This window comes from Nesterenkonia sp. LB17 (assembly GCF_022565915.1).
In the GTDB taxonomy this organism is placed as follows: domain Bacteria; phylum Actinomycetota; class Actinomycetes; order Actinomycetales; family Micrococcaceae; genus Nesterenkonia.
The window spans coordinates 603,063-619,515 of sequence record NZ_JAJOYX010000002.1; the positions used below are offsets into that span (position 1 = coordinate 603,063).

General features: G+C 68.5%; 15 protein-coding genes. 6 read left to right on the forward strand and 9 right to left on the reverse strand.

The window, feature by feature from the left end; all coding sequences use genetic code 11:
- Positions 1 to 196: 196 nt before the first annotated feature.
- The 6 genes from aceE (at position 197) to fabF (ending at position 8,249) form a co-directional block, all read left to right on the forward strand.
- Positions 197 to 2,938: a pyruvate dehydrogenase (acetyl-transferring), homodimeric type gene (aceE, locus tag LTH96_RS06515; protein WP_241464911.1), complete on the forward strand. Its 2,742-nt coding sequence runs from the start codon at positions 197 to 199 to the stop codon at positions 2,936 to 2,938.
- A 253-nt stretch (positions 2,939 to 3,191) separates the two neighbouring features.
- Complete coding sequence (locus LTH96_RS06520) at positions 3,192 to 4,367, forward strand: CdaR family transcriptional regulator (RefSeq protein WP_241464912.1); 1,176 nt, start codon at positions 3,192 to 3,194, stop codon at positions 4,365 to 4,367.
- Between the two features lie 125 nt (positions 4,368 to 4,492).
- Positions 4,493 to 5,416 (forward strand): ACP S-malonyltransferase, encoded by a 924-nt coding sequence (locus LTH96_RS06525; protein ID WP_241464913.1) that lies wholly within the window; start codon positions 4,493 to 4,495, stop codon positions 5,414 to 5,416.
- Between the two features lie 144 nt (positions 5,417 to 5,560).
- Positions 5,561 to 6,565 carry a beta-ketoacyl-ACP synthase III gene (locus tag LTH96_RS06530; RefSeq protein WP_241465100.1) on the forward strand — a complete coding sequence of 335 codons (1,005 nt, stop codon included), beginning with the start codon at positions 5,561 to 5,563 and terminating at the stop codon, positions 6,563 to 6,565.
- Between the two features lie 84 nt (positions 6,566 to 6,649).
- Positions 6,650 to 6,895, forward strand: coding sequence for an acyl carrier protein (locus LTH96_RS06535; RefSeq protein ID WP_241464914.1), 246 nt, complete (start codon positions 6,650 to 6,652; stop codon positions 6,893 to 6,895).
- A gap of 94 nt (positions 6,896 to 6,989) precedes the next feature.
- The gene (fabF, locus tag LTH96_RS06540) at positions 6,990 to 8,249 is read left to right on the forward strand and encodes a beta-ketoacyl-ACP synthase II (protein WP_241464915.1); all 1,260 of its coding nucleotides are present in this window, start codon (positions 6,990 to 6,992) and stop codon (positions 8,247 to 8,249) included.
- 245 nt (positions 8,250 to 8,494) lie between these two features.
- On the opposite strand, the gene LTH96_RS06545 is transcribed toward fabF, so the two are convergent.
- From LTH96_RS06545 to rplS, 9 genes are all read right to left on the reverse strand, one after another.
- The gene (locus tag LTH96_RS06545; protein ID WP_241464916.1) at positions 8,495 to 9,001 is read right to left on the reverse strand and encodes a DUF3145 domain-containing protein; all 507 of its coding nucleotides are present in this window, start codon (positions 8,999 to 9,001) and stop codon (positions 8,495 to 8,497) included.
- Positions 9,002 to 9,148: 147 nt separating this feature from the next.
- Positions 9,149 to 10,126 carry a tyrosine recombinase XerC gene (locus LTH96_RS06550; RefSeq protein WP_274615890.1) on the reverse strand — a complete coding sequence of 326 codons (978 nt, stop codon included), beginning with the start codon at positions 10,124 to 10,126 and terminating at the stop codon, positions 9,149 to 9,151.
- Between the two features lie 48 nt (positions 10,127 to 10,174).
- On the reverse strand, positions 10,175 to 11,578 hold the full coding sequence (locus LTH96_RS06555) for a DNA-processing protein DprA (RefSeq protein WP_241464917.1): 1,404 nt from the start codon (positions 11,576 to 11,578) through the stop codon (positions 10,175 to 10,177).
- Positions 11,579 to 11,592: 14 nt separating this feature from the next.
- Positions 11,593 to 13,230: a YifB family Mg chelatase-like AAA ATPase gene (locus LTH96_RS06560; RefSeq protein ID WP_241464918.1), complete on the reverse strand. Its 1,638-nt coding sequence runs from the start codon at positions 13,228 to 13,230 to the stop codon at positions 11,593 to 11,595.
- On the reverse strand, positions 13,230 to 13,610 hold the full coding sequence (locus LTH96_RS06565) for a YraN family protein (protein WP_241464919.1): 381 nt from the start codon (positions 13,608 to 13,610) through the stop codon (positions 13,230 to 13,232). Before LTH96_RS06565 ends, LTH96_RS06560 begins: the two co-directional genes overlap by 1 nt.
- A gap of 181 nt (positions 13,611 to 13,791) precedes the next feature.
- Entirely contained in the window at positions 13,792 to 14,460 is a 669-nt protein-coding gene (locus LTH96_RS06570) for a ribonuclease HII (protein ID WP_241464920.1), read from the reverse strand.
- Positions 14,461 to 14,509: 49 nt separating this feature from the next.
- Positions 14,510 to 15,160, reverse strand: a complete 651-nt coding sequence (gene lepB, locus LTH96_RS06575) for a signal peptidase I (protein ID WP_241464921.1) — start codon at positions 15,158 to 15,160, stop codon at positions 14,510 to 14,512.
- 70 nt (positions 15,161 to 15,230) lie between these two features.
- Positions 15,231 to 15,857 carry a signal peptidase I gene (lepB, locus tag LTH96_RS06580; RefSeq protein ID WP_241464922.1) on the reverse strand — a complete coding sequence of 209 codons (627 nt, stop codon included), beginning with the start codon at positions 15,855 to 15,857 and terminating at the stop codon, positions 15,231 to 15,233.
- 143 nt (positions 15,858 to 16,000) lie between these two features.
- The gene (rplS, locus tag LTH96_RS06585; RefSeq protein WP_241464923.1) at positions 16,001 to 16,396 is read right to left on the reverse strand and encodes a 50S ribosomal protein L19; all 396 of its coding nucleotides are present in this window, start codon (positions 16,394 to 16,396) and stop codon (positions 16,001 to 16,003) included.
- Positions 16,397 to 16,453 lie beyond the last annotated feature (57 nt).

Below are 16,453 nucleotides of genomic sequence, written 5' to 3' on the forward strand. Positions count from 1 at the left end.
CGAGGACGGGGCTGCCACCAGCAACGTTACGCGGACCCCTGTCGGTTCGGGAAGTGCGACACCACCCGAGCGGGTAGAGTTGAGCTGAAATTCGGCCGCCGAACAACCGGTGGCAGATGACCTCGTGGGTCCCGCCCGTGGAACATCCCCGTCCATGGACCGCGTACCCAGACCCTTACCCCTTGAGAGGTGACCCGTGAGCGCTGGTGAAGAGAACTCCCATATCCGCAGCGGACTGACGAACCAACTCCCGGACCTCGATCCGGAAGAGACCCAGGAATGGCTGGAGTCTTTCGACCAGCTCGTGGAGTTCCACGGCACCGAGCGCGCGGAATACATCATCCGCTCCCTGCTGCAGCGAGCCGGCGCGAAGTCCATCGAAGTCCCGATGGTCACCACCACCGACTACGTGAACACGATCCCGGTGGACCAGGAACCTGACTTTCCCGGCGACGAGGAGATGGAGCGCCGCGTGCGCCGCATCCTGCGCTGGAACGCCGCGGTCATGGTGCACCGCGCCCAGCGCGGCGACATCTCCGTGGGCGGACACATCTCTTCCTACGCCGGCGTGGCCACCCTCTACGAGGTGGGCCTGAACCACTTCTTCCGCGGCGCCGACCACCCGGGCGGCGGCGACCAGATCTTCTTCCAGGGCCACTCCTCCCCCGGCAACTACGCCCGCGCCTACCTCGAGGGTCGCCTCACCGAGGCGCAGCTCGACGGTTTCCGCCAGGAGCACTCCAAGGCCCCAGACGGCCTGAGCTCCTACCCGCACCCGCGGCTGATGCCCGAGTTCTGGCAGTTCCCGACCGTGTCCATGGGCATCGGTCCGATGAACGCCATCTACCAGGCGCAGTTCAACCGCTACCTGCACAACCGCGGCATCAAGGACACCTCGGAGCAGCAGGTCTGGGCGTTCCTCGGCGACGGCGAGATGGATGAGCCCGAGTCCCGCGGTCTGCTCCAGCTCGCGGCGAACGAGAAGCTCGACAACCTGAACTTCGTGGTCAACTGCAACCTGCAGCGCCTCGACGGCCCGGTGCGCGGCAACGGCAAGATCGTCCAGGAGCTGGAGGCCTTCTTCCGCGGAGCCGGCTGGAACGTCATCAAGGTCCTCTGGGGCCGCGAATGGGACGAGCTGCTGGACAAGGACGACGACGGCGAGCTCGTCCGGGTCATGAACGAGACCCTCGACGGTGACTACCAGACCTACAAGGCCGAGTCCGGGTCCTTCGTCCGCGAGCACTTCTTCGGCCGCTCCGCCAAGACCAAGGAGCTCGTCGCGGACATGTCCGACGACGACATCTGGAACCTCAAGCGCGGCGGACACGACTACAAGAAGGTCTACTCCGCGTACAAGGCCGCCGCTGAATCCACCGGCAAGCCCACGGTGGTCCTGGCCCAGACGGTCAAGGGCTACGGCCTGGGGCCGAGCTTCGAGGGGCGCAACGCGACCCACCAGATGAAGAAGCTCACCGTCGATGACCTCAAACGCTTCCGCGACACCCTGCGGATCCCGGTCAGCGATGAGCAGATCGAAGAAGACCCGTACAACGTGCCGTACTACCACCCCGGCAAGGACTCCGAGGAGGTCAAGTACACGCTTGAGCGCCGTTCCCGTCTCGGCGGGTCCGTGCCCGAGCGTCGGGTCGCCGGTGAGGGGCTGATCCTGCCCGAGGCCAAGACCTACGCGCAGGCCAAGAAGGGCTCGGGCAAGCAGAAGGCCGCCACGACCATGGCGCTGGTCCGGCTGCTCAAGGACCTGATGCGGGACAAGAACATCGGTCACCGGATCGTGCCGATCATCCCGGATGAGGCGCGCACCTTCGGGATGGACTCCTTCTTCCCCACCGCGAAGATCTACAACCCCAAGGGGCAGAACTACATCTCCGTGGACCGCGAGCTGATGCTCGCGTACAAGGAGTCCCCGCAGGGCCAGATGATCCACCCCGGCATCAACGAGGCAGGTGCGACCGCGGCCTTCACCGCCGCCGGCACCTCCTACGCCACCCACGGCGAAACGATGATCCCGTTCTACATCTTCTATTCGATGTTCGGTTTCCAGCGCACCGGCGACTCCTTCTGGGCCGCCGCCGACCAGCTGGCCCGTGGCTTCATCATCGGCGCCACGGCCGGGCGCACCACGCTGGCCGGTGAGGGCCTGCAGCACCTCGACGGTCACTCCCCGCTGCTCGCGGCGACGAACCCCGCGGTGAAGCACTTCGATCCGGCCTTCGGCTACGAGATCGCCCACATCATGGAGAACGGCCTCTTCGAGATGTACGGCGATCACGACGGCGACCACAACGTGATGTATTACCTCACGGTGTACAACGAGCCCGTCCAGCACCTTCCCGAGCCCGAGGGCCTGGACATCGAAGGCGTCAAGCGCGGCATCTACAAGCTCTCCAGCTCCGAGCAGGACGGCCCCAAGGCCCAGCTCCTGGCCTCCGGCGTCGGTGTGCCGTGGGCCAAGGAGGCCGCGGAGATACTCGCCGACGAGTGGGGCGTCTCCGCCGATGTCTGGTCGGTGACCTCTTGGAACGAGCTGCGCCGCCAGGCTCTGCACGTGGAGCAGTCGGCGATGCTGGACCCCGAGCGCGAGCCCGAGGTTCCCTTCGTGACCCAGCAGATGGAAGGAGCCGAGGGCCCGATCATCGCGACCACCGACTTCGCCACGCAGGTTCCGGATCAGATCCGCCAGTTCCTGCCGAACCGCTTCGCGACCCTGGGCGCTGACAACTTCGGCTTCTCGGACACACGCGCGGCGGCTCGCCGGCACTTCAAGATCGACGCCCACTCGATGGTGGTGCGCGCTCTGCAGATGCTCGCCGGCGACGGCGCGGTGGACGCCTCGGCTCCGGTCGAGGCGATGAAGAAATACGATCTCGGCAACGTCAAGGCCGGCACGTCCGGCGTGGCGGGCGGCGACGCCTGATTCCTCGGCTGGCCCCTCCTGAGGGGCCAGCACGAAGAGCACCCAGCGGGGCCCGGAGCATCAGCTCCGGGCCCCGCTGCGTCCCCACCTGCGCATCTGTCGCATCGCTGTGCGACAGAACGGCTGGGGTGCCCGCGGAACGATCGGATTGCCCGCGGAGCGGCCGTCACGCGGGAGGGGCTGGCCGCGGCAGAGGGGTTTGTAGGGATCACACAACTGGCGGGGGAACCTCACACGGCCTAGGCTCCTGAGCATGACTGCATCTGCTCCGACGACGCCAGGGCCCGTACCGGTCTCCTGGGAGGCCCTGGAGGTGCTCCGCTCCGACGCGGGCAACCTCACCAACGAGGTCAACTGCTACCTGGAGGAGACCCTCACCTGGTACCGACACCTGAGCACCGATGAGCGGGCCTCGCTGCGCCTGATCGCTCAGCGCGGCATCGGGGGCCTGATCACCTGGCTGGAGAACCCCACCTCGCGTTCGCTCCCGCTGGTCAACGAGCTGCTCGGCAACGCCCCCACCGACCTGATGCGAACGATCTCGCTGCAGCGCGCGCTGCAGCTGATCCGCAGCATCGTCGAAGCGGTGGAACAGCGCCTGCCCGGTCTGGTGCCGCAGCAGGACCAGCAGCTGATGCTTGAAGCAGTGCTGCGCTACTCCCGCGAGGTCGCCTTCGCGATCGCTGACGTCTACGCCCGCGCGGCGGAGTCCCGCGGCGCGTGGGACTCACGCCTGGAGGCCCTGCTCGTGGATGCGGTGCTGCGCGGAGAGCCCGCCGAACAGATCGCCTCCCGCGCCGCGGCCGTCGGGTGGCGCAGCCACGAGGGACTGGTGGTCGTCGTCGGTGAGGCCCCGGAGCAGGCCGATGCGGTCTTCATGTCCCAGCTGCGACGGCAATGCATCCGCTTCTCCTCCGATGCGGTGGTGGGGGTCCATGGCGACCGGCTGATCCTGCTGCTGGGCCGGGTCACCGGCCTCGGCGAAGGACTCGAGCGGATCCTCCCCCGCTTCGGTCCGGGCCAGGTGGTCTTCTCCAGCTTCGATGGTTCGATCAGCCAGGCGCACCCCAGCGCGCAGTCGGCCTTCACCGGATTCACCGCGGTCGGGGCCTGGACCTCCGCGCCGCGCCCGGTGGCCGCCGAGGACCTGCTCCCGGAACGTGCACTCTGTGGAGACGAGACCGCGAAGACCGTGCTCAGGAGCAGCATCTTCGAGGTGCTCAGGGCCGCCGGCAACGGGCTGCTCGAGACCGTCACCGCCTACCTCGAGGCCGGTCACTCGCTCGAGGCCACGGCGCGCGAGCTCTTCGTACACACCAACACCGTGCGCTATCGGCTGCGCCGCGTCACGGACATCACCGGCTGGGACCCCGTCTCCCCGCGCGACGCGTACGTTCTGCAGACCGCGCTGGCAGTCGGCCGTCTCTGACCGGGCCCCGTGGCCGACCTCGCACCGTCATCGAATCTGCGTTGTAGGGTACCTACAAAGGCCACGGTGGAGCTTGGTGAGCGCATGACCCCTGAAAACCATCCGCGATATGGGAAGTTGGACTTGTGCTTGCCATAGTTTGCCCCGGACAGGGCTCCCAGACCCAAGGCTTCCTCTCGGAGTGGATCAGCGACGACGCCTCCCGCGCCACGCTCGACGCCTACTCCCAGCACTCAGGCACCGACCTGCTCACCCACGGGACGGTCTCCGATGCCGAGACGATCCGGGACACCGCGGTCGCCCAGCCTCTCATCGTGGCCGCCTCCCTGCTCAGCGCCTCAGCGCTGGATCTCACCGGGGCGAATCCCGAGCGGGTCCTCTACGCCGGGCACTCCGTGGGCGAGATCCCGGCCGCCGTCCTGGCCGGGGTGCTCACGCCGCAGCAGGCGTTGGCGTTCATCCGCGTGCGGGCCACCTCGATGGCCGCCGCAGCCGCAGCGGTGCCCACCTCGATGGCCGCCGTCGTCGGCGGTGTCGAGGACGAGGTCCGCCAGGTGATCGCCGACGCCGGACTGACCCCCGCAAACGCCAACGGGCCGGGCCAGATCGTGGCGGCCGGGGAGCTGGACAAGCTCGCCGCGCTGGAGGCCAGCCCTCCCACCCGGGCCCGGGTCATCCCGCTGACGGTCGCCGGAGCATTCCACACGGAGTTCATGGACTCGGCCAAGCAGGCCCTGGCCGCCGCCGCCGCCAGCTTCGAGGTGGCCGACCCGCGACACCGGCTGATCTCCAATCGCGACGGCGCCTACGTCTCCACCGGCGCTGACGTCCTGGCGCGCCTTGTGGACCAGGTGACCCGTCCGGTCCGCTGGGACCTCTGCATGGAGACCATGGCGCAGGCCGAGGTCACCGGCGTGCTGGAGCTGCTGCCCGGCGGCACGCTGACCGGGTTGGCCAAGCGCGGACTCAAGGGCGTGAAGTCGCTGGCCATCAAGACCCCCGCGGACATCGACGCCGCCCAGGAATTCATCGCCGAGCATGCGGGTTGAGCCGAGAGGCCCGATGTTGATGGCCTCAGACATCTTCTGTGCCGGCAGCACTGCCGCACAGCTACCCCACAATGATCCACGAAGGACGTTCCTGACGTGACTGTCGCATTGAACCAGCCCACCGCCCTGGCGGGCACCCGTGTCATGGGCCTGGGTGCCTACCGTCCTGAGCTCGTGATCGACAACGAGCAGATCTGCCAGTGGATCGACTCCTCCGATGAGTGGATCCAGCAGCGCACCGGCATCAAGACCCGCCACCGCGCCCCGCGCGACGTCTCTGTGGTCGACATGGCCGAAGGCGCCGCCCGCGAGGCGCTGGAGCATGCCGGGATCTCAGGCGACCAGCTCGGCGGGGTCATCGTCGCCACCGTCACGCATCCCTTCGCCACACCCTCCGCCGCGGCGGACCTGGCGCACCGCCTCGGCGCGACTCCGGCGGCGGCCTTCGACATCTCGGCGGCCTGTGCCGGCTACTGCTATGGGATCGGTCAGGCCGACGCCATGGTCCGCTCCGGGCTCTCGCCCTACGTCCTGGTGGTCGGGGTCGAGAAGCTCTCCGACTTCATCGACAACCACGAGCGCACCATCTCCTTCCTCCTCGGCGACGGTGCCGGAGCCGCGATCATCGGCCCCTCCGAGGTGCCCGGCATCTCGCCTTCGATCCTCGGCTCCAACGGCGAGAAGTGGGAGGCAGTGGCCATGGACAGCACGATGCTGAACTTCCGCGACGCCCTCGCCCGCGCTCGCGAGACCCAGGACGCCGCCGAGCTCCTCGATGCGGAGAACCGGTACTGGCCCACGCTGCGCCAGGACGGTCCCACCGTGTTCCGCTGGGCCGTCTGGGAGATGGCGAAGGTGGCCCAGCAGGCGCTGGACGCCGCCGGGATCACCGCCGATGACCTCGTGGCCTTCGTCCCGCATCAGGCGAACATGCGCATCATCGACGAGATGGTCAAACAGTTGAAGCTTCCTGAGCACGTGATGGTCGGACGGGACATCGTGGACGCGGGAAACACCTCCGCAGCCTCGATCCCGCTGGCCATGCATCGCCTGCTCAAGGAGAACCCAGAACTCTCCGGCGGTCTCGCTCTGCAGATCGGATTCGGAGCCGGACTGGTCTACGGCACGCAGGTCATCCGACTGCCGTAGCCCCGGGCCCGGGGCTGCCACGCAGGCCCGGGACAGATTCACCACGAACCCGAAAGAACCACCCAAAGAAAAGGAGTCGCCGATATGGCTGACAAGAACGAGATCCTCGCAGGCCTGGCAGAGATCGTGAACGAGGAGACCGGCCTGGAGGTCGAAGAGGTCAAGTCGGACAAGTCCTTCACCGAAGACCTGGACATCGACTCGATCTCGATGATGACCATCGTGGTCAACGCCGAAGAGAAGTTCGACGTGAAGATCCCCGATGAAGAGGTGAAGAACCTGGCCACCGTCGGTGACGCCGTGGACTTCATCGCCAACGCCCAGGGCTGATCCAGCCTCGCATCGGACGGGAGGGCTGCGGCGCAGCGCCGGGCCCTCCCCTCCTCTCCCCCACCTGCAGTCCCACTCTCATTGAGGTAGATCCATGACACGTCGTCTTGTCATCACCGGTCTCGGCGCCACCACCCCCATCGGCGGCGACGTGGACACGCTCTGGACCAACGCGCTGGCCGGCACGCCGGGAGCCAAGACCCTGGAGCACGACTGGGTCGAGAAGTACGAGCTTCCGGTGACCTTCGCCGCCGAGGTCTCGGTCGAGCCTGCAGAGGTGCTGGCCCGCCCGGAGACCCGCCGAATGGACCGCTCCACCCAGCTGGGCATGGTCGCCGCCCGGCAGGCCTGGGACGACGCCGGACTCAGCCGCCCCGGTGATGAGGGCTATGACCTGGATCCCGAGCGGGTCGCGGTGTCCTTCGCCACCGGCATCGGTGGAGTCTGGACGCTGCTCGACAGCTGGGACACGCTGCGTGAACGTGGACCGCGCCGGGTCATGCCGATGACCGTGCCGATGCTGATGCCCAATGGCGCCGCCGGGGCGATCAGCCTCGATCTCGGCGCCCAGGGCGGCGCCCGCACCGCCGTCTCGGCCTGCGCCTCCGGTGTCGAGGCACTGGATGTGGCCTTGGAGATGCTGCGCAAGGGTGACGCCGACGTCGTCCTCGCCGGCGGCACCGAGGCTGCCATCCACCCGCTGCCCATGGCGGCGTTCAGCTCGCTGCAGGCGCTGTCCAAGCGCAACGAGGATCCCGCCGCGGCGTCCCGGCCCTATGACCGCGACCGCGACGGCTTCGTCATGGGCGAGGGCGCTGGAGCCCTCGTGGTCGAGACCGAGGAGCACGCCAAGGCCCGCGGCGCCACGATCTACGCGGAGCTCGCTGGTTCTGGGATCACCTCAGACGCCCACCACATCACGGCCCCGGATCCTGAAGCGCTGGGAGCCTCCCGCGCGCTGCGCCGAGCCCTGGAATCCGCCGGCGCGGAGCTGGGCGACGTGACCCACGTCAATGCTCACGCCACGTCCACGCCGGTCGGAGACAAGCCAGAGTACGCGGCACTGAGATCGGTGTTCGGGGATCACCTCGAGAACGTCTGCATCTCCGCCACCAAGTCCCAGACCGGGCACCTGCTCGGCGCCGCCGGCGCCGTGGAGTCGGTGCTGACCGTGAAGGCGCTGCATGAACGCCGCGCACCGGTCACGATCAACCTTGACCACCAGGACCCGGAGATGCCGCTCGACGTGGTCACCGGCTCGCCCCGCGACCTCGGCGACAAGCAGCAGGTGGCGCTGTGCAACTCCTTCGGCTTCGGCGGACACAACGCCGTGGCGGCCTTCCGCACCTACTGAGCCCTTCTGCCCGGGCAGGCCCGTGGCATGAGCACGCGAGAAGACCCCCGGCCAGGATCCTCAGGGATTTCGGCCGGGGGTCTTCTCTGCTTCATGTGGAAGCTGCCGCGCTGGGAAGCGATGGCCCGCTGGGGGGCTCTGTGCGGCAAGCCTGTAGTCGTGCACGTCGACCAGACGCTGCTGGGCTGCGCAGCTGCGGGACGGCGGTGGAGGGCGGTGGAGGGCGCCGCCCGGTCAGCCTCGGGTCAGCTGACCACCTGGTGAAGCCAGTGGACCGGTGCACCCTCTGCAGCGTGGCGGAAGGACTCGAGCTCCTCGTCCCAGGCCTCACCCAGGGCCAGCGAAAGCTCCTGGTAGACGACCGAGGGGTCACCGGCGCCCATCTCATAGGCGTAGCGGATCCGATCCTCGGACACGACGATGTTGCCGTGCACGTCGGTGGTGGCATGGAAGATGCCCAGCTCGGGCGTATGGGACCAGCGTCCGCCGTCGCAGCCCGGCGATGGGTCCTCGGTCACTTCGAAGCGCAGATGACTCACGGCGCGCAGCGCTGAGGCCAGGGTGGCGCCCAGTCCGGCTGGGCCCTCCCAGGAGAGCTCCGCCCGAAAGTCTCCGGGCGCGGCAGGCTGCGGGTGCCACGTGAAGTCCACTCGCGAGTCGACCGCCGAGGACACCGCCCATTCAACATGCGGGCAGAGCGCGGCGGGCGCCGAATGGATGTGAAGCACACCTCGGGCCGTATTTTTCGACATATCCATCCTCCACTGTGCTGTTGGTACGTCTTCCCCTACGACCAGACAGCAGCCAGGTGGCTGATGGTTTCGATGCTCTGCCAAGGTTAACACCTAGCGCGTCGAGCAACACTACTGATGTTAACAGATCCAGGTCAGCTCACTTTCTCAGGCACGAGGATGAGCCTGGCCATAGGCGTCGCGAAGCCTGTCGATGGTGACGTGGGTGTAGAGCTGGGTGGTGCTCAAGGAGGCGTGTCCCAGCAGCTCCTGGACCGTGCGCAGATCAGCGCCCCCTTCCAGCAGATGGGTGGCCGCCGTATGCCGCAGCGCATGGGGCCCTCGGGCGGCAGTGGTCCCGAGCCGGGCCAGAGCATCGTCGACGACGCGGCGCACCGTTCGCACGTCTATGCGGCCCCCGCGGCGACCCAGGAAGCAGGCGTTCGCCGAGGCGGGTGTGGCCAGCTCAGACCGTCCGTGGTCGAGCCAGCTTCGCAGCGCGGTCTCCGCCGGCACGCCGTACGGGACGATCCGTTCCTTGTTGCCCTTGCCGAGCAGCCGGACCATCCGCCGACCGGTCTCGAAGGAGGCGAGGTCCAGGCCGCTGAGCTCGGAGACGCGCATCCCGGTGGCGTAGAGCAGCTCCACCATCGCGGCGTCGCGCAGGCTCAGCGCATGAGCGATCGCATCCAGTTCCGCGGCCTGGCCGGCCTGCTGCGCCGCATCCGCGAGGTGACTGGTCAGTTCTTCGACGTGCTGATGCTGCAGCACATCGGGCAGGTGGCTGCTTCGACGGGCGGTCCGCAGACGGACGGAGGGGTCTTCTCGCAGGTGACCCCGGCGGTGCGCCCAGGCGGTGAAGGCCCGCACCGAGGCCGTCTTGCGGTTGAGGGTGTTCCGCGAGAGCCCCGCCTCGTGCAGCTCCCCCAGCCAGCTCCGGATCCCGGCCAGGCTGATCTCCTGCAGATCTCCGCGCCGCTGGGCGAGCTGACGCAGATCGCTGCGGTACGCCCGGATCGTCTGGGCCGAGAGCCCTCGTTCGTGTCTGAGGTGATCGATGAACGCCGTGATCAGCTCGGGGTCGACCGGAGCTTCGGTGTCTGATGGTCGATCGGTGTCTCGTGGTCGATCCTGCGCGGAGGCCATGGCGGAAGTCTACGACTGGACGCGCTGGGTCAGGGTTCTCCGCGCCGGTCATGCTCGGCCCCAGTGCCCGTTGACGGTCCTTGCGTGGCCGGAGCGCTGGAGCCGGGTCAGCTCGGCGAGCACCGTGGGCAGCGGGAGCCCCGCGACGGATGAGAGCTTGCCCGGGGCGCTCAATCCACGCCTGGGCAGCGCGTCGAGGAGCAGGCGCTGGGCCTCATCGAGTCCATCCTGCGGGTGATCCCGCCCCGCTGGTCCGGGAAGCTCTGGTTGGACGGTGTGTCGGGACGGTGGAGCCTGGCGCCCGGTCCTGTGGTCGATGGCAGGGCGGGGAACGTCGGAGTCGCCCGCCGGCGTTGGTCCGTAGGCTCTGCCGCCGGTGACGAGGGTCAGAACGTCGGTGGCGTCGCGCACCAGCTGTGCCGGGGTCTCCCGCAGCAGTCGGTGACACCCCGCCGAGGAGGCGGAGAAGACGCTTCCGGGCACCACCCCCACCTCCCGGCCAAGCGTGAGCGCATGGTGGGCGGTGGACTGAGCTCCGCTGCGCCATCGCGCCTCCGTGATGACCGTGACCATGCCCAGCGCTGCGATGAGCCGGTTTCGCTGCAGGAACCGGTGCCGAGTGGGCGCCGATCCAGGCGCCATCTCGCTGAGCAGCAACCCGGTCACCGCCACCTCCTGAAGCAGACTTTCGTTGCCAGCCGGGTAGAACCGGTCCAGGCCCCCGGCCAAGACCGCCAGTGTCGGCGCAGGCCGGGTTCCGCTCCAGGTGCCGGAAGCGGCGCTGGCCGCCGATCCCGGCCCCGGGCGCGAGCCTGAGACCGGCGCTGAAGCCGCGCGCAGAGCGGCCCTGTGCGCGGCGGCATCAACGCCGTAGGCGCCGCCAGAGACCACGCAGAGCCCGGTCTGCACCAGATCCTGGGTGAGTTCCGCGGTGATCCGGATGCCGTAGTCGGTGACTTCCCGGGATCCCACGATCGCCACGGCCCGGGTCGGCTCCGGGAGTCGACCCAGCGACTGGGACGCGATCTCCTCCGCGCCGCCCCGGAACCAGAGCGCCACGGGGGCAAGCGGGCCCAGGTCACGCAGCTGCGCAGGCCAGGTGGGATCCTCAGGGATCAGCAGGCCCCCGCCGAGCCTGCTCATCGTGGCGAGATCGGCAGCTCCGCGCAGCTGCCCGCAGCGGGTGCGCCATCGCTCGAGCCCGACGCGCAGGTCCTGCTGCCGAGGTCCGAGCCCCGCCGATTCGGCGGCCTGCGCCAGAGCGTGACGCTCCGCCACGGACGGGGGATGCTCTGAGGTGATCAGCGCGTGGAGGTGCTGGGCCCTGAAGGTCTCCAGAGCGAGCCCGGCCAGCAGGTCTCCGGGTTCGATCAGCCGGGACAGCTCTGCCCGGATGATCCGTTCTTTCCGGGAAGCAGCCCTCGGTTGGCCGGGGGCGGGATCTCGTTCCATAGGTCCTCCTGGGTTCAGGTCTTGTGAGACCGCTGCCGCAGCTGCAGGGCAGCGTCGACCTCATCGGCCCCCGGTCGGTCGTTGTGCATGAGGTCGGCGATGGTCCAGGCCAGTCGCAGGACGCGAAGATATCCCCGCAGCGAGATCGCGGCCCGGTCCAGCGCGGCGTCGATGTGCCGGGTGGCACCGGCGGGCAGCCGCAGATCTCCGGTCAGCAGCTGCATAGGGGCCTGGGAGTTGGTGCGCAGGCCCCACAGGCGGAGGCGCTCGCGCTGTGCGCCTCGAGCGTCCAGGACTCGGGCGCGGACGACCGCGGAGCTCTCCCCCGGCGGTCCCAGTGCGTCGGCCGCTGATCGCGGCCGGTCGACCTGAATCTGCAGGTCGATCCGATCCAGGAGCGGACCGGAGAGGCGCGCCATGTAGTTGCGGCGCTGAGCCACCGAACACCGGCAGCCTGTCCCGGCACCGACGTTGAGCCCGCACGGGCAGGGATTGGCCGCGAGGACCAGCTGAAAACGGGCCGGGTAGGTCACGCTGCCGGCGGAGCGGTGAAGTGAGATCCTTCCGGTCTCCAAGGGCTGGCGCAGGGCGTCCAGCGCGTGGCGCGGAAATTCGGGGGCCTCATCGAGGAACAGCACTCCCCGGTGTGCGCGAGTGACGGCACCGGGCCGCGCGATCCGCGCTCCGCCACCGACGATGGCTGCCATCGAGGCACTGTGGTGTGGGGCCTGGAACGGCGGTGTGCGTCGCAGCCTGGTCACGGTGCGGGGTTCTGCCGAGATCGACTCGATGGCGGTGGCTTCCATCGCCGCCTGATCATCCAGCGGCGGCAGTATGCCGGACATCCGCTCGGCCAGCATGGTCTTGCCGGCACCGGGAGCGCCGATGAGCAGAAGGTGGTGGCCGCCGGCGGCCGCCAGTTCCAGAGAGAACCGGGCCTCCTGCTGACCCCGGACCTCTGCCAGGTCAGGCGCCGGGTCGCAGGAGAGCGGCCTGCCGTCGTCGACCTCGCCACGGAGATCAGCAGAACAGACCTGCGGCGACCGGGCCGGCTGCGAAGGATCCACCAGAACAGGCGCCTCCAGAGAACGGTCTGCGGACCACCGTTCGAGCCCGGGAGCATCGCGCACCAGTGGTTCGAGCGCGGCGGAGGCGAAAGAAGCCGCCGCCTGCCGAACATGAGACCCGGCAAGGACCTCCATCCCGGGCACCAGGGCGGCCTCCTGAGCGTTCTCCTGGGCGACCACCACAGTCTGCGCGCCGGCAGCCTGTGCTGCCGCCACCGCGGGCAGCACACCGCGGACCGGTCGCAGCCGCCCGTCGAGACCCAGCTCCGCAAGGAAGACGACCTCGGACGTGCGGTGGACCCTCCCGTCTGCAGCCCAGGCGCTGATCAGGATGGCGAGGTCGAGCACCGAGCCGGATTTGGGCAGCGAGGCCGGAAGCAGGTTGACGGTGAGCCGGCGGGCGGGCAGATCGATCCCGGTGTTCTTCGCCGCCGATCGGATCCGGTCCTGGCTCTCGCGCATGGAAGCGTCGGGCAGGCCCAGCAGGATGAACCCCGGAAGCGCCCGCCCGATATCGGCCTCCACCTCGATCAGATGCCCATCCATGCCGAAGAGCACCACCCCGCGGGCCCGACCCATGCTCATCAGCTCACGTCCTTGAGGTGCTCCAGCCGATGGATCAGATGCTCCTCGGCGTGCGCCGCAGCCGCTCCGCTGAGCAGCACCGCGACGACGTCCACGCGTCGCGGAACCTGGAGGCACTGCTGGCCGACGCAGTATTCCAGCAGCAGCCGGTGCAGCCGCGCGAGCTTGCGCCCGTTGACCGCTTCGAAGGGGTGCCCGTATCCGATGCCCCGTCGGGTCTTGACCTCCACGGCGACCAGGTGGGCCCCGTCCCTGGTGATCAGGTCCAGCTCACCGTGCGCGCCGCGCCAGCGCCGCTCCAGGATCTGATGTCCCTGTCGGCCCAGATAGTCGGCCGCGATCTGTTCCCCGACCATGCCGGTGACGTCCTTGGCTCGCATTCGCGCTCCTCTCTCACAGGCACCAGCATCCGGCACAGCGCGACAGCAGAGGGACTGCCCCCGGGCTCTGTGGAGGACGCACGCGGACCGAGTGGGGAGGCGGCTCCTGGGGAAGACTCGGGAAGCCGTGGAAGTCAGAGTGACTTCAACGGTGCGGTCGGACTCGGGTCAGACGGTGCGGTCAGACCCCGAGGTTCCAGCTGAGCCGGTGCTGAGCGGTGGCCCCGAGCTCGAGCAGCGCATTCCGGTGACCCTGAGAGCCATACCCGCGGTTGGAGTCCCAGCCGTATCCGGGATGCTCCGCGGCGAGCTCCTCCATCAGACGGTCGCGTTCGAGCTTCGCCAGCACCGAGGCGCAGGCCACCGTCAGTGCCTTGATATCGGCCTTGACCATGGTCTGCACGCGGGGCGAGGCGCCATGGGTCAGCCAGTCATGGGCGCCGTCCAGGATGACGGCGTCCAGCGGCCGACCGAGCTTGACCTCGACCGCGTTGAGCCCGGCGAGCCCGGCGGCCCGCAGCGCCCCGTTGATGCCCAGGGCGTCGATCTCCCGCGGCGCCCGGTGCTGGACGCTGTAGGCGGCGGCGTGTTCGCAGATGTGTGGATGCCAGCGCTGCCGGGCCTTGGCACTGAGCAGCTTGGAGTCGCGCACGCCGTCGAGCTGGGTACAGATCCCGCTCGTCGTCGGCGTCTGGGCGAAGACCGGGGCCTGAAGATCGAAGACCACCACTCCGATGCTGACCGGGCCCGCCAGGGCGCCGCGGCCGACCTCGTCGATCCCAGCGATGTAGCGGACGTCGCGTCCGGCGGCGATTCCCAGCTCGGGCAGCAGCGTGGCGTTCTCGGGCATCAGCGCAGCCCTCGCATGAGACGCGTGGCGCGGCGCCGGGACCAGACGCTCAAGGCTCCGGGACCGCCTCGAAGGGGTCACGCTCGGTTCCGCCGTCGCCGAAGTGGTCAAACGGCCAGATCACGACCGAGGACCGACCGATGACGTCTTCGATCGGCACCGCACCCATGTCGGGCTCATCCACGTGGAAGCGCGAGTCCGCGGAGTTCCCGCGGTGATCCCCGAGCAGCCAGACGCTGTCTTCGGCAACGGTCACCGCGAACTCACCCTCGCTGGGGACGTCGCCGGGGAAGATATAGGGCTCGTCGATGGGTTCGCCGTTGACCATGATCCGACCCTGATCGTCACAGCACTCCACCTCGTCACCGCCGAGGCCCACGATCCGCTTCACCACGAAGTGCGAGGAGGTGTCCGGCATCAGACCGACGAAGATCATCGCGTCCTGGAAGGCGTTCGTGGGCACCTGGCTCCCGGCGCCCCACCACTGGCGGGTGTCTTCGAAGACCACGACGTCGCCGCGCTCGACCTCCATGAGGTCTGGGGCGAGCAGGTTCACGATGATCCGGTCATCGACCTCCAGGGTGGGCTCCATCGACTCAGAGGGGATGTAGAAGGCCCGGAAGAAGAAGGTCTTGACGACGAAGGAGATGACCAGCGCGAAGACCAGGATCGTGGCGATCTCGATCAGGAATCCGACCACCGGGTGCCGCGCCGAGCGGGCCCGACGACGGCGTTCTCTGCGGCTCTCCGGCGATGGAGACGGAGGCCCGTCACTGGTGCTGATGAAGTGCCTCCGGAAGCTCTCGTCGTTCATTCCAGGGCCAGAAGACGCCGGTGACGCGGCCGAGGATGCGGTCTTCGCTGATCATACCCCCGCCGGGTGCGCCCAGCAGCGCCCGCGAATCCAGGGACTGCTCGCGGTTGTCCCCCATGACCCAGAGTCGGCCCGGCGGAACCTCAGCCTCGAAGCTCAGCTCTGAGGCAGGAGCCTGCGCGGTGACGTCTCGGCCCAGATAGGGCTCCTCCACGGGTTCCCCGTTGACGGTGAGCTGCCCGGAGTCCGCGCAGCACGCGACGATGTCTCCGCCGGTGCCGAGCACGCGTTTGACGTAGGTCGCAGGAGGTGTCGCGATTCCGAACCAGTGACCGACCCTCGCTCCGAGCTGCTCGAGGGTCGAACCCCCTCCCACGTAGGGGGTGAAGGAGCCTTCTCCGTCGAAGACGATCACATCTCCGCGCCGGACGCCCTGGTCCTCGGGATAAGCCTTCTCCACCAGGATCCGCTCGGAGTCAGCCAGAGTGGGCGCCATAGAGACCTGGGAGACGGTGTAGACGTCCACGACGAACAGGCGCAGCCCGGTGGCCAGCAGCACCGCGATGACGGCGGTCGCGAGCACCGCGATCCAGAGCCGGAAGCGGCGAGGACGCGTCAGACGCCGAGAACCCCGAGTCGCCGAGTCAGACTCGGGCGGCTCAGGGTTCTCTGCGCTGTTCATAAGACGTACGAGCTCTCAGCGATGAGCCGAGGCCGATCCGCGGATCAGGCCTCGGTGACCTCTTCGACCTTCTCGCCCTGCTGGCGAGCAATGGTGGACTCACGCTTCTCCTTGATGCGTGCAGCCTTGCCATGGCGATCGCGCATGTAGTACAGCTTGGCGCGGCGGACGTCACCGCGGGCCAGGACCTCGATCTTCTCGGTCACCGGGGAGTGGACCGGGAAGGTGCGCTCCACGCCGACGCCGAAGGACACCTTGCGGACCGTGAAGGTCTCGCCGATGCCGTGGCCCTGGCGGCCGAGGACGTAACCCTTGAAGACCTGAACACGAGTGTTCTTGCCCTCAACGATGTTGACGTGCACGTTGACGGTGTCACCGGGGCCGAACTCCGGGATGTCGGTGCGCAGGCTGGCTGAATCAACGAAATCAAGCTTATGCATATGCTTCTCCTTGGACGACTGCCACAGGTCACTCGCCCGGGTTGCGACCTCTTGCGG